At 34.2% G+C, this 13218-nt stretch carries 13 protein-coding genes; 4 read left to right on the top strand and 9 right to left on the bottom strand.

Features of this window, described 5'->3' with window-relative positions:
* Complete coding sequence (locus ABWH96_RS15555; RefSeq protein WP_375578432.1) at nt 1–2079, bottom strand: hypothetical protein; 2079 nt, start codon at nt 2077–2079, stop codon at nt 1–3.
* Entirely contained in the window at nt 2076–2894 is an 819-nt protein-coding gene (locus ABWH96_RS15560) for a hypothetical protein (protein WP_375578433.1), read from the bottom strand. The genes ABWH96_RS15555 and ABWH96_RS15560 overlap by 4 nt, the downstream gene beginning before the upstream one ends.
* A 63-nt stretch (nt 2895–2957) precedes the next feature.
* On the opposite strand from ABWH96_RS15560, the gene ABWH96_RS15565 reads away from it, so the two are divergent.
* Complete coding sequence (locus ABWH96_RS15565) at nt 2958–3596, top strand: toxin-antitoxin system YwqK family antitoxin (RefSeq protein ID WP_375578434.1); 639 nt, start codon at nt 2958–2960, stop codon at nt 3594–3596.
* Here ABWH96_RS15565 and ABWH96_RS15570 read toward each other — a convergent pair.
* Nucleotides 3593–5032, bottom strand: coding sequence for a POTRA domain-containing protein (locus ABWH96_RS15570; RefSeq protein WP_375578435.1), 1440 nt, complete (start codon nt 5030–5032; stop codon nt 3593–3595). The two genes, ABWH96_RS15565 and ABWH96_RS15570, sit on opposite strands and share 4 nt — an antisense overlap.
* Before the next feature lie 177 nt (nt 5033–5209).
* On the opposite strand from ABWH96_RS15570, the gene yidD reads away from it, so the two are divergent.
* Nucleotides 5210–5431 (top strand): membrane protein insertion efficiency factor YidD, encoded by a 222-nt coding sequence (gene yidD, locus ABWH96_RS15575; RefSeq protein WP_375581492.1) that lies wholly within the window; start codon nt 5210–5212, stop codon nt 5429–5431.
* On the opposite strand, the gene lgt is transcribed toward yidD, so the two are convergent.
* From lgt to ABWH96_RS15600, 5 genes are read right to left on the bottom strand one after another with little or no spacing between them, the layout of a single operon-like run.
* Nucleotides 5428–6510, bottom strand: coding sequence for a prolipoprotein diacylglyceryl transferase (gene lgt / locus ABWH96_RS15580; RefSeq protein WP_375578436.1), 1083 nt, complete (start codon nt 6508–6510; stop codon nt 5428–5430). The genes yidD and lgt overlap by 4 nt on opposite strands.
* A gap of 52 nt (nt 6511–6562) precedes the next feature.
* Complete coding sequence (locus tag ABWH96_RS15585; RefSeq protein ID WP_375578437.1) at nt 6563–8413, bottom strand: nitrilase-related carbon-nitrogen hydrolase; 1851 nt, start codon at nt 8411–8413, stop codon at nt 6563–6565.
* 37 nt (nt 8414–8450) lie between these two features.
* Nucleotides 8451–9182 carry a ribonuclease III gene (gene rnc / locus ABWH96_RS15590; RefSeq protein ID WP_375578438.1) on the bottom strand — a complete coding sequence of 244 codons (732 nt, stop codon included), beginning with the start codon at nt 9180–9182 and terminating at the stop codon, nt 8451–8453.
* A gap of 9 nt (nt 9183–9191) precedes the next feature.
* A complete protein-coding gene (gene fabF / locus ABWH96_RS15595) occupies nt 9192–10442 on the bottom strand; it encodes a beta-ketoacyl-ACP synthase II (RefSeq protein WP_375578439.1) in 1251 nt (416 codons plus the stop codon).
* 22 nt (nt 10443–10464) lie between these two features.
* On the bottom strand, nt 10465–10701 hold the full coding sequence (locus tag ABWH96_RS15600) for an acyl carrier protein (RefSeq protein ID WP_013453317.1): 237 nt from the start codon (nt 10699–10701) through the stop codon (nt 10465–10467).
* A 155-nt stretch (nt 10702–10856) separates the two neighbouring features.
* On the opposite strand from ABWH96_RS15600, the gene ABWH96_RS15605 reads away from it, so the two are divergent.
* Together ABWH96_RS15605 and pyk are read left to right on the top strand one after the other, a co-directional pair.
* Nucleotides 10857–11282 (top strand): IPExxxVDY family protein, encoded by a 426-nt coding sequence (locus ABWH96_RS15605; RefSeq protein ID WP_375578440.1) that lies wholly within the window; start codon nt 10857–10859, stop codon nt 11280–11282.
* Between the two features lie 93 nt (nt 11283–11375).
* Nucleotides 11376–12812 carry a pyruvate kinase gene (gene pyk, locus ABWH96_RS15610; protein WP_375578441.1) on the top strand — a complete coding sequence of 479 codons (1437 nt, stop codon included), beginning with the start codon at nt 11376–11378 and terminating at the stop codon, nt 12810–12812.
* A 91-nt stretch (nt 12813–12903) separates the two neighbouring features.
* Here the strand turns inward: pyk and ABWH96_RS15615 are convergent, their stop codons facing one another.
* On the bottom strand, nt 12904–13191 hold the full coding sequence (locus tag ABWH96_RS15615) for a hypothetical protein (RefSeq protein WP_375578442.1): 288 nt from the start codon (nt 13189–13191) through the stop codon (nt 12904–12906).
* Nucleotides 13192–13218: the final 27 nt, after the last annotated feature.

Consider the following 13218-nt stretch of genomic DNA (forward strand, 5'->3'; position numbering starts at 1 on the left):
CTAAAACCTCACCATCATCTGTACTTTCACCTCCGATCTTGTATCCCCTTCAATTTCTTCATTGCCAGTACCCACTGTAAACCGATCTACATATCTGAACTGAGCATATCTTGCCCAGATTTGGAGCTTTTTTGAGAATTTATACTGCAATAAAGCATAAGACCGACTTCCTGTATATTGATAAGCTGGAATTGAAAATGCATAAAGCACGTCCTTTTCATAGACGTATTGCCTGTTTTCAAAATTATCGGTGTCAAAAATGGAGTAGCGTGTGCTCAATCTGAATCTTCCAAAATCAAAATTAATATCTTGAATTAATGCCATGCCATTGGAATATTCTCCTTGCAATAAGAATTCACTGAACTGAGCTCTGGTTTTAAGGGATACTATACCTTTCGGGCGAACATCTAAGTTTAATATATAATTCCTCTTTTCTGCATTCGCTAGACCGTATAGATTTGGATTACCTTCCAAATCAACATTTCGCTCTTTATTTTCCACTCTAGCTTGTGCATACAATTTTATCTGTCTGCTAAAACTATAAGCTATTCTTCCTAAAAATTCATTTCCTTTTGATGGCCTATCAGCCCTAAATCTTAACCAAGGGAAATTAAAACGATCGTAATATCCTGAAAAAGTCAACTTTTTGAATGGCTGAAATTTCATCCCCCAATAAACTCCATTTTCATTAATGTTTCTGGTGCTTTCACCAAATGCTGTTCCATAGAATGTATGAAAATCTCTGTCATAGTTTCTGACAATAAAACTAGTCTGCAAACTTGGAGTAATGGAAGCGATGAACCCACCTATTGCTCCTATTCCACCCGAACTGCTGATGGCACTTTCACCAAATAAATGGAAATTCCGCCAATAATAGTTTGCAAATAGTCCGTAATTCTGATTTTCTGTACCCCCAAATTCAAACTGATTATACTTATTGGGTTGACGGAAAAACGGTCTATCGTAAATGGTATGGATATAATTAAAGCCAATATTGAGGTTCTCTCTTTTTGTATTAAATAATAAATTACCTCCAAAATTCTGTGCTTCAATAGCATTTTTCCCAGCCAATTCCGATTCCGTTCTATGGAAGCCTGTGAGCCTAATAGACGTAAAAAACTCCTCCGCACTCTGAGCAGAGTCCAATTCAACATTTCCATTGATGGGATTATAGCTGTAAAATGTAGTAAGGTCTAAATAATCATTCAGTTCAATTGTGGTGGCTACTCCTCTAAAAAAGTTGGTCTCCAAAACTGAGGTATATGGCAGAATACCTAGATTACTTCTTCTGGCGGTGGCAACTGTTTGACTCCCCTTCCCAATGGCAAAACCTGCTCCAAATAACAAGGATTGCCCAAACTGTAATTGATAATCGCCCAAAACGATATTTTTTAGTCTTCCCTGATTTTCCAATTGTGCATGAAAAGACCAAAAATCCATTCCATATTGATCCTTGGTCGGATCCCATTTAAATTGTTCACCAGCATCTTTCTCAGTAGTGAATCCGATACTAAAATCATCCGTATGTTTTACTCTAAATCGAGTATAAATCCTGTATGGGTCTCCCAAATATTTTCTTTCTCTTTCATCGGTAGAGACATAACCCCGCTTTTCCTCTAAAGTCCTATCCGATCTAATGATCAAATAGTTATTCTCCTCATTTATAATCCTTTGCAATAAAGGACGATTATCGGCTTGTAGACCAGTTTCTCGAACTTTTACAAAAGGAAGTATTTCATAGATAGTCTTAAGATCAAATTCAGGTATAGCCTGTAATTCATAAATACTCAATAAGTCTCCATTCTTTGCCCGATGATCTAAAAATTCATTGATTTGGATATTGGAAAGTAACAGCAATGACTGCAAATCTTGTCGGTTGGCATTATTAAGGTTTATAGGCGATTGGTAGAGTTGAAACAAAGCCTCATAAATATCTTCATAATTGGTATTTTCATCTTGAACAGAGAAATTACTTTCTATAAAATCTTCCAAATCAAACTCTTGCTCTTGAGCATTAGAAATAAAACAACTCAAAATACTTAAGAATATAACCGAGTATATGAAAAGTACTTTTCTCATTTCTTCCTCAATTTATAATGCATTGAAAGACTATGAGAGAAACCCATTTCCGCATGATTACCGAGTGCGTAATCCCATTGAAAACTTAAATATTTGAAGCCTAAACCATAGAAAGACTGAAAAGAATTACTATTTACTCCTGTTCTCAAATAAAACTTATCTAAAAAATTATATTCAGCACCCAACTTAACCAAAGCTGGCTTCACAATATCTTTCTCTATTTCTCCATTCAGCATGAAATAATCCCTTGGACGATAGGAAACACCAAGTTTCAAAAGTGTAGGCACTCTTTGTTCAACTTCAACATTTAAGCTTGATTGGGTAATATTTAAGGCTTGCGCACCCACTACTAGTTGGGGAGTTATGGAAGCAATACCACCAAAATCAATGGAATAAGTTTCTTGAGTTCCAAAATCCAGTACTTGATACTGAATATAATTAAGCCTTCCACCCAATTTGATAATGCCTAGTTCTGTAGCATAGCCTAAGGAAACTTTATGTTCGTTATAGATATCATCACCAAAGCGAAAAACGTTTAAAGCAGCATGTCCAAAGGGTAATTTAGCGGTAAATCCAGCTGCCATAAAATCCATCCCAGGCATACCAAATCTATTTTCATAAGTTGCACCAGCATCTAAACTTTCGGAAGTTGTTATGCCTGCAGTATTTTGAAATGAAGCCCAATAGCCTTCCATAGTGACCGATGCATCGCCCATTCCAATAACCCTGCTTGATACAGGTGCATAGATTGATTGTGCATGACTTTGGAATATAGCAAAGAATAAGATGGGGAGTATTAGGTTGAAACTTTTCATGCACTTAATTTAATTATAAGCTGAAAGTGATTAAATTAGCTTAGAGCCATAAATAAAATGAAAGTGAAAAATTATAAAAAATATTGGATATGCGCAATTATATTAATATGCTTTCATTATAATAACTATGCTCAAACGGATTCATTATTTTATGAATCGGGAGAATTAAAGGCTTATGGGCAGACACAAAATGAGCTCAAGCATGGTGATTGGAGGTTTCTCTATCCAAATGGCGAGATAAATTCCAAAGAAGAATATAAGGAAGGTAAATTAGATGGAAGAGCCATTAACTATTATCCAAATGGACAGATTTCATCGGAAGAAAAATGGGTAAAAGGTGAACTAGAAGGTAATTCTATTTACTACCATAAAAATGGCCAGATTGAAAAGCAAGGCGAATACTTGAACAGCAGTTACCATGGCCAATGGGATTTTTTCTATGAAAATGGTAAGTTAAGGCAAATTGGCAATTATGAAAAAGGGGTTCCTGACGGCCCTTGGCAATTTTTCAATAAATCAGGTCAAATTGTGCAGACGGGTGATTATAAAGATGGAAAGGAAGATGGATTCTGGCAATATTTTGATAATAAAGGACGTAAAACCTATGAAGGTCAATATAAAAATGGAGAAAGAATAGGTGATTGGTACTATTACAACCGATTTGGAAAAAAGAAAAAGGTAGATAAATCAGAAATAGATTAAATTCCTGATTTCACATTAATGAAGAACCCCCCTTCATTTAGTGCATTGATTGAATATTCTAATCTTAGTACTGCATCATAATAAGTAACCAAATCTAAACCAGCTCCATAACTATAGATATATCGATTAGACAGCAATGGACTTACTGTCGTTCTACTACTTTCGGGTAAATTATTTTGTACATAGCCGTGGTCAAAAAACACTTTAAAATAAGCTGCAATTGGCACTTTTCTGAATTGCTTTAAGGGCATTAATTTCCCTAAATTAGCTTCAATAGAAAATAACCTTTTCTTAAATTCAGTTTTATTCATCACATAATGCTGACCTTGAATTACATAAAGTTCATAACCCTTTAATAGGTTATTAGCAAAACCAAGTCCTTGCATATTATTATATGGCTGAAATCTAGGATAACTTGTATAAGCTGAAAGCGAGGAAGCAATGTTGAAATTATATTTTAAAGGTTTAAAATGAGCTACATGTGCTTGCGCATAACCTTGATTTATATCGTTAAATATGCCTAATCCAATCTTAGCCAATCTCCCATCAATCAAAAACCCTTTTAAAGGATAATTATTCCTGTCTCTGAAATCCCTTCTGAAAATATAAGTTAGTCCAAAATAATCCTGTTCTAACTCCCCATCTCTACCTAGATAATTTTCATTAAACTGTAAGATTTCATCAACTATAGTAGTTCTAGAATAAGTCAATCGCACTGAATGGGTGTTATAATAAGATTCTCTATAATTGAAAAACAGATTACTCGTTAAGGTATTAGAAATTATCTGTCTGTCATTATCATCTCCATATATACTATCTGCATCAATAAATAATCTTTTATTCTCAATATTGGTATAGTCTAACTGATCAAGTTCACTAAATGAGAAATTCAGCCCCATTCCAAAGGTTTGATCCTTGTTGAGATAAGGGATATTATAACCGAAATAAAAACGTCTTTTAAATCCAAACTGCGCCATAGCTGATAGTTTTTCATTCAGCCCTCTTACATTAAATTGATCAAACTTAAAGCCGTATTCAAAGCGGTCGGTTGCAGCATCCTGATTAAAAAGCCAATCACTAAAATTTCTATCTGCAAGTTTAAAAATTATACTAGGCCATATATACCAACGCTCTTCAACAAAGAAAATAATCTTTACATGATTTTCACTCCCCTCAATAAATTCAAGTTCCGCATTAACTGAATTGAACAATCCTGTATTAAATATTTTATTCTCATCTAACTTAATTAGCTCCTTTAATTCTTTAAAAGGATGGCTTACGTTAGCTTGTAAATCTATTTCTCGAGTAATAATTTTTCGTTTGGTCTTTTTATTACCCTTAATTTCAATTTTTTCAATAAAAAGAATTTGATTCTGCAGACTATCTTTGGTTTTATTTATAACTTCAAGATTTCCCAATTCAGTTTCAACTGACACTTGACTTTTTGCGTTATGAAGAGAAATTAATAAAGAAAAAATAGAAATTAAGCTCAAGCTGAAAATGCTTTTCCTGCTTAAGAAATAATTGATATCAATATTTATAGTCGAAATTTTGATTACTAAATACTTTAAATTTTATAAATAGAGCAGTTGGTGAATAATATAAGAAATACAATCACAAAAATCATACGAAAGGTAGCCATTGTTCCAGTTTTATTTTATCAATATGGCATTTCACCTTTATTCCCGTCTTCTTGTCGCTTTACACCTACTTGCTCAGAATATACAAAACAGGCAATTCTAAAACATGGTTTGATAAAAGGTTCGAAATTATCAGCAAAACGGATTTCCAAATGTCATCCTTGGGGTGGTTCAGGTTATGACCCTGTACCTTAAATCCTTTTTTCTGCTTTTAAAGATTGAAATATAAAATAAAACCCAGCCAGTACTAAAGGAATACTAAGCCATTGCCCCATATTTAAGGCTAAGCCGTCTTCAAAAGCCACTTGATTTTCTTTTATAAATTCATATAGAAATCTTAAACCAAAACATGCAATCAGGAAGATACCAAAAAGTCTTCCATCTGCCAATCCGCTTCTGTTTTTATTCCACAAATAAAATAAAAGTAAGAAGATGAAAAGGCAGGATATACCTTCATATAATTGAGCTGCATGCCTCGGAACGCCATTTCCATAAGTGATAGCATATATAAATCCCCCTTTTTGACTGTATTCAAATTCAGCGTCTTTTGGGAAATTCACATGTTGACTTATATTTGATTCTTGTAATTTCTTCAACAATTGGGTTTCAGAAAACTTTTTAACGTCCTCTAATTTGTTCTTTTCATTATAAGAAACGATTAACTTTACAGGATAGTCAAAACTACTCTCAAGCGAGCCTTCAATTAAATTAGAGGATTTAATTTTTTCAACTTCAACATCTTCTATCGCACTGGTTAAATAGTTTAGCCTTAGTTCCACCTCGCGACCAAAAACAACGCCATACGCTTTATCAGTTGGCTCACCTATAATTTCTGAATTCATGAAATTACCTGTCCTTATTAAGGCACCAGTTATAGCCACCACTATCACAATCCTGTCCAATATCCATAAGTAGCTTATGTCATTGTATTTTCGAGCAAACAAATAAAGGGCAATTAAAATTCCTGCTGCTCCACCATGACTTGCTAATCCACCTTCCCAAATTTTAAGGATGTCTAAAGGATTACTTAAATATCGAGCTGGCTCGTAAAATAATACATGGCCTAGTCGCGCTCCTATGATGGTGGCTATAACCATATAAAGCGTTAACACTTCAACTTGCTTCTCCTTTTTACCTTCCTTTTTGAAGATATAAAACATCACTTGTTGAGAAATAATAAATCCTAAGGCAAAAAGTAAACCGTACCACCTTAATTCGGTAAATCCCAAATCCACAATATACGGTTTGGGTGACCACACAATATAGCTAAGCATATTCAATTTTTGTTTAGCACAAAATTAGGGTAAAAACAGAAATCTCAATGGTTTATTCTGTTTTTTCCAGTTCTTCTAATTCTTCTTTGAAAGATGAAGACAAGATTGGAAACCTACACCATGTTTTTGGATCTACATTATAGTCATCTAAATGAAAGGAAACAGCAATTCTTTCTCTTTTCCATTGATTTCGTGACCAAAGTTTGAAAAATTTCTGAATTGCAGGTTTTAAAATATTTTGATCTCCTTCCCATGAAGTTTTCAAAATCTTAAAAATCTCTACTGGAGAATATCTTTCTCTTATGGCCAGTTCTTCTATTTTTTGCAAGAGCGGATAAGGCATTAAATCCGTTTCGTCAGATTGAGATTGGTCTTCAGGTCTTAATTCTGCAGTAGGTTGAAGGCTATTGACATAACTTAAGGATTTATATCCCAGGCTATTTTCTGCCCATTCCAACCATTGAATGATAAACGGCTTGTCGATTGCTGCAATTGGAGCAATGCTCCCGCTTGTATCTCCATCCATAGTAGTATAACCAACACTGCCCTCACTCCTATTGGAAGTGGTCAATAATAAAGCATTTTTAATATTTGCCAAAATCCAAATAATAGGGGAACGAGCTCTGGCTTGAATATTTTGTAGGGCAATATCGTCCATCTCCCAGTTTAGTTTCCTACCAATATTATCTGATATTTTTTGAGTATATCCTTTTACTTCATCATCAATATTCCAATGATAAAATATAGCCCCAATTTCGTTTGCAAGTTTTTTTGCTGATTCGAAAGTAGCATAACCTGAATTTTCAGTGCTCTGATATGCAGTAGTTAAAATCCTATTGGCAATTATCTTTCTCACCTCCTTTTCGGCCTTTAGCTCCCCATACCAATCATCTTTATGAATTTTATTAAGAAATTGCTCTAAGTCAAGTTCTTCAATTCCCAAACGAATCATTTCAGCAACTAAAATAGCTGAAGTAGAAGAATCAGCACCTCCACTTAAAGAAAGAACAAAACCATTACTATAGCTTTTTCTAAGGTAATCGAATAGTGCTAAACTAACTGCTCTCCTAAATTCTTGATTAGGATTGGATTCAAATGGATCAGCAATTTTTGAATGATCTTTTTCAGTATCCCAAATCCCCAGCTGATAATTCTTGAATGACAATAATTCATTTCTGAATTTCAATTCCCCATTTTTAGCAATCATCAATTCGCCATCATAAATCATCCTACCTGCCTCATTTCCAAGAAGGTTAGCGTATATATAGGTGCACTCATACTTTTGAGAACTACTCACTACCAAATCTTGTCTGCTTAAAGATTTATCAATAGCAAAATGGCTAGCGGATGGATTGAGAATTAAATTTACTCCTCTCTTACATAATCTATTGGCTGGTCGATCTTCCCTCCAAGCATCTTCACAAATTTCAAAGCCAATTACATAATCTTCAAATTCTATTACATAATCTCCTAAAGGAATTTCTTTCCCATTCAAACTTATTTTGTCCTTTTTACCGACATCCCAAGCTGTAAACCAACGGGGCTCATAATGTACCCCGTCTCTTGCTAAATTTTGTTTTGGAATAATGTATTGAATTTCACCCTCTGAACAAAAAGCTATGCAATTGTATAGCCTACCCTCAAAATTTATGGGTAATCCAGCTGTAAAGGTAAGCTTAGGGGCATTCGGAAGTATTTTTTCAGTTAAGGTCTTTAAAGCTTTTTCCCACAACCAATCACTTAAAAATACATCCTCACAGCCATAACCACAAATGCTTAACTCTGGAAAACACAATATTTTAACTTCTTGCTTGTAAGCATCATTTAAAGCTTCTAAAATATTGTGAGCATTTCCATCCCAATCCATTGGGATTTGATTAATTGTTGCACCTGCAATTTTCATATTACTTTTTTTAGAATAACTGGTTGATGGCGTAAATCTATATAAGCTTTAATTTTCGACATGCTTTGAAGGCCGCATTTTGTTCTGCTTTCTTTTTATTAAGTCCAGCCCCTTTTGCGATTTTTTCACCATTAATTATAATAGCTGCTCTAAATTCTTTTTTCATCCCCTCCTGCCTGTAATCCTCAATGTCAAACCTTATCGATTTATTTTCTTTTTGAGACCATTCAATAAGAATACTTTTATAATTGGTATTGTTTTCAATTATCTCATCTAAATCAAAATGAGGGAGAATTAGCTTATTGATGATGAATTTTTGACAATATTTATATCCCCTGTCAATATAAACTGCACCTATGAAAGCTTCCATCATATCTCCATAGATTGATTTAAAATGATAACGGCTTCTGGAAAAATTAGATTCTAGCATTTGGCTGATTCCGATTTTTTTTGCTAATAGACTTAATGATTCACGATTTACTATTCTTGAACGAATTTCGGTGAGAAAGCCTTCATCTTTAAATGGGTATTTTTTGAAAAGGTAATCAGCTACTACAGCTCCTAGAATTGCATCACCTAAGTATTCAAGTCTCTCGTTAGAGGCTCTAAACCCATTTGGAAGAGTTTTAGCTATACTAGAATGCTGTGTAACTAGTCTAAATAATTCTAAACGAAAAGGCTTGTAGCCTACAATTGATTTAACCGCAGCTACAAGCCTTTTGTCTTTTTGATCTAATTTTTTGAAGGAAGTAAAAAATTGCCTAATCAAAGTCGGAAATTAATCTAACTTTCTTAATATGATCGAAGTATTGTGCCCTCCAAAACCGAAGGTATTGCTCAATACAGTTTTCACTTCTCTTTGTTGTGCTTTATTAAATGTGAAGTTCAATTTAGAATCGAATTCATCATCATCAGTAAAATGGTTGATCGTAGGAGGAACCATTTGTTTTTCAAGAGCAAAAATACATGCTAAAGCTTCAATTGCACCAGCAGCACCTAATAAGTGGCCCGTCATTGATTTAGTTGAGCTAATGTTTAAGTTATAAGCATGCTCTCCAAAAACTTTTTTGATAGCCATAGACTCACTTAAATCCCCTAATGGAGTAGAGGTTCCATGAACATTGATATAATCCACTGCAGTAGGATCAATTTCAGCATCCTCTAATGCATACTTCATTACATTCGTTGCTCCCAATCCCTCAGGATGTGGGGCCGTCATGTGATGAGCATCAGCAGACATTCCTCCACCAACCACTTCTGCATAAATTTTAGCCCCTCTGGCAACCGCATGGTCATATTCTTCTAGAATTAAAGCTGCGCTACCTTCTCCTAAAACAAATCCGTCTCTATCTTTATCGAAAGGACGAGATGCTGTACTCGGGTCATCATTTCTTTCAGATAATGCCTTCATAGCATTAAATCCTCCAACTCCAGATTCTGTAACAGAAGCTTCTGATCCACCAGAAATGAAAACATCCGCTTTACCTAAACGAATATAATTATAAGCATCGATCAAAGCATTTGTTGCAGATGCACAAGCTGAAACCGTTACAAAATTCGGTCCTCTAAATCCATATTTAATGGAAATTAGCCCTGCGCAAATGTCAGAGATCATCTTAGGAATGAAAAATGGATTAAAGCGAGGATTTCTATCGTTTGAAACGAAATTATCAACCTCTTCTTGAAAAGTTTTTATGCCTCCAATTCCTGAACCCCAAATCACTCCTGCCCTATCTAAATCAATTTTAGATAAGTCAAGCTTAGAATCTTGGATTGCCTGCTCAGCGGTAATCATACCATACTGAGTGAACGGATCCATTTTTCTTGCTTCCTTTCGGTCAAGATAATCCTCAGCCTGAAAGTTTTTTACTTCACAAGCGAATTGCGTTTTAAACTTGGACGCATCAAATTTAGTAATGGGACCGGCTCCGCTTGTACCCAAAGCCAAGTTCTCCCAATATTCTTCGACAGAATTTCCAATGGGCGTCAAAGCACCCAGTCCCGTTACAACTACCCTTTTTAAATTCATAAATGAATTTTGAGCTATTAAATTATTTTACGTTTTCTTCTAAGTAAGAAATGGCCTGTCCAACAGTACCAATGTTTTCGGCTTGATCATCTGGAATAGAAATGTTGAATTCCTTTTCAAACTCCATGATCAACTCCACTGTGTCCAGTGAATCTGCTCCTAAATCATTGGTGAAACTTGCTTCTGCAGTCACTTCTGACTCTTCTACTCCTAGTTTGTCAATGATAATTGCCTTTACTTTCTGTGCTATTTCAGACATTATTTTAGAATTTTAGTTTTAAATACTCCGCAAAGAAATGTATTTCCCTCATTAATGTCAAACTATTTTTTTCCTTTCGTACAAGTATTTTGCTTTCCGGGCTAACTTTACCCTACAAGTTTTAGATTAAATTGAAATATTTATAACTTAATACTATGAACAAACAACTTTGGCAAGATACTTTCAGTGTAGATTTTCAATTATTAGCTATCTCATCCTCTTTAGCTGATTTTCAAATGGCATGGCATATCAATGAACATACACATTTTTCTTTGAAAAGAGCAAAAGACCATCTTATAGAATTGAAAAAAGGTCACTATCTCAATACATCTTGCTTTCAACATCAAACAGAGAACATTTCCATAAAATTACTGAAAAATAAATTAAATGAAAGCGAAGCGTCTCAAGCTTTTCTTATTCCCGAAATGAAAAACATCGACTATTTCCTTTTAATCCAAGATGATACTGAAGAATTAGAAATACTTAATGTAAAAAGTACACTAAGTAAAATAAAAAATGTAATTTTGGTTCAAATTTTAGATGCTAACCGACTAAAATCGGTGGTTAACTTAATGACTTAAAAAGTCTAAATTAAAATTTTCCCGATAACACGCTAATGAAGCGTCCAGATAAATTCGGGATTTGTTGCGACACATAAAGAAAAAATTAAACACATGAAAAAAGAAAACATCAAATTCAACAAATCAAAAATTGTAGCAACCGTTGGCCCAGCTTCCAACACTAAAGAAATGTTACAAAAATTAGTAAAAGCGGGTGCGGATGTTTTTAGACTTAACTTCTCTCATGGTGACCATAAGGTACATCAACAAACCTTACAATATATTGAAGAGATCAATAAAGAATGGGGGACAAATATAAGTATCCTTCAAGATTTACAAGGACCTAAAATCAGGTGTGGTGAAATAAAGGACGGAAGTGTTGAAATAAAAGAAGGTGATGAACTTATCATAACCACCAAAGAAATGGTGGGGGATGCTAAAAAAGTCTCCACCACTTACCAAGGCTTACCTTCAGATGTTAAAAAAGGTGATACTATTTTAATAGATGATGGAAATATTCAGCTCGAAGTAATTTCATCTGATAAAACCGAAGTAAAAGCTAAAATTATTTATGGTGGAGATTTAAAATCTAAAAAAGGAATAAATCTACCTAATACTAATGTTTCAGCTCCCAGCTTAACAGAAAAAGATTTAGAAGATTTAAAGTTCGGTTTAAAGAATGAAGTAGATTGGATAGCTTTATCTTTTGTACGTTCAGCAGCAGATGTTCTGGATTTGAAAAACAGAATTCGATATAATGGTAAAGAATGTAAGGTGGTAGCTAAAATAGAGAAACCGGAAGCCTTAAAAGATATTGACAACATTATTGCAGCTACTGATGCTGTTATGGTGGCCCGTGGTGATTTAGGAGTGGAAATTCCGATGGAAGATGTTCCTTTAGCTCAAAAAATGATCATTAGGAAATGTAATGAAGCTTGCAAACCTGTGATAGTGGCTACTCAGATGATGGAAAGCATGATTGAAAATCCTCGTCCTACTAGAGCCGAGACTAATGATGTGGCCAATGCAATTTTAGACGGGGGTGATGCCGTAATGCTATCAGCTGAATCTGCAGCTGGACAATATCCTGTTGAATCGGTTTTGAGTATGTCCAATACTATCGCTAGCATTGAAAAACATGATTCTATTTATCATAAATATGGTCATGTCTCAAGAGAATCCATTACTTTTAATAGCGATAATTTAGTACAAACTGCCTGCAAACTAGCAGAAGAAACAAATGCAAAAGCAATTGTAGGGATGACTAAGTCAGGATATACAGCCTACAGATTAGCTAGCCATAGACCTAAAGCTGGTATATTCATTTTTACTCCCAACCATGACTTATTGGAAACCATCAATTTGGTATGGGGAGTGAGAGGATATATTTATGAAAATTATGAAAGTACTGATAAAACCTTTGAGGATATTGAAAAAACCTTAAAGAAAGACAACCATGTTCAAAGTGGAGATATTATTATTTTAATGGCTAGTATGCCTATTAAAGAGAAAAATAGAACCAATATGGTGAAAGTAACAGAGGTGAAATAAATTCATACTATTTCAAAAAAATAGCCATCGGAAAAATCCAATGGCTATTTTTTTATCCTATTCCATAGAACAAACTAAAAATATCCTCAGGTTATTTAAATTTATTTTTAAGATTTTGAAATGCATTTTTAAGACCATCTAACTGATTTTCCGCTTTGGATTTTAATTCCTCCACATCATCCTCATTAGCATTTTCTACTTTATTTATAAAATCTTTAGCATCCTCAATTTTAGATTCTAAATCCTTAGCTTCTTGACTTCCTTCCAGCTGACCTTCTGCATAGGCACCTTTAGTTTCAGCTTTCAGTTTATCAAAATCAGCTTTCCATTCTTCTACTTGTGAAACAAGTTTTTGCTTTAAAGCATCTTTAGTATCCATAATTTGTTGGTTTTTAGTTAAAAAAGT

It is taken from the genome of Marivirga tractuosa (assembly GCF_042140215.1).
GTDB classification, from domain to species: Bacteria; Bacteroidota; Bacteroidia; order Cytophagales; family Cyclobacteriaceae; genus Marivirga; species Marivirga tractuosa_A.

Excerpts from the sequence above, each read along its gene's own strand:
- ABWH96_RS15555 (WP_375578432.1), bottom strand. The coding sequence starts at position 2,079 with ATGAGAAAAGTACTTTTCATATACTCGGTTATATTCTTAAGTATTTTG.
- ABWH96_RS15560 (WP_375578433.1), bottom strand. The coding sequence starts at position 2,894 with ATGAAAAGTTTCAACCTAATACTCCCCATCTTATTCTTTGCTATATTC.
- lgt (WP_375578436.1), bottom strand. The coding sequence starts at position 6,510 with ATGCTTAGCTATATTGTGTGGTCACCCAAACCGTATATTGTGGATTTG.
- ABWH96_RS15585 (WP_375578437.1), bottom strand. The coding sequence starts at position 8,413 with ATGAAAATTGCAGGTGCAACAATTAATCAAATCCCAATGGATTGGGAT.
- fabF (WP_375578439.1), bottom strand. The coding sequence starts at position 10,442 with ATGAATTTAAAAAGGGTAGTTGTAACGGGACTGGGTGCTTTGACGCCC.
- ABWH96_RS15600 (WP_013453317.1), bottom strand. The coding sequence starts at position 10,701 with ATGTCTGAAATAGCACAGAAAGTAAAGGCAATTATCATTGACAAACTA.
- ABWH96_RS15605 (WP_375578440.1), top strand. The coding sequence starts at position 10,857 with ATGAACAAACAACTTTGGCAAGATACTTTCAGTGTAGATTTTCAATTA.
- pyk (WP_375578441.1), top strand. The coding sequence starts at position 11,376 with ATGAAAAAAGAAAACATCAAATTCAACAAATCAAAAATTGTAGCAACC.
- ABWH96_RS15615 (WP_375578442.1), bottom strand. The coding sequence starts at position 13,191 with ATGGATACTAAAGATGCTTTAAAGCAAAAACTTGTTTCACAAGTAGAA.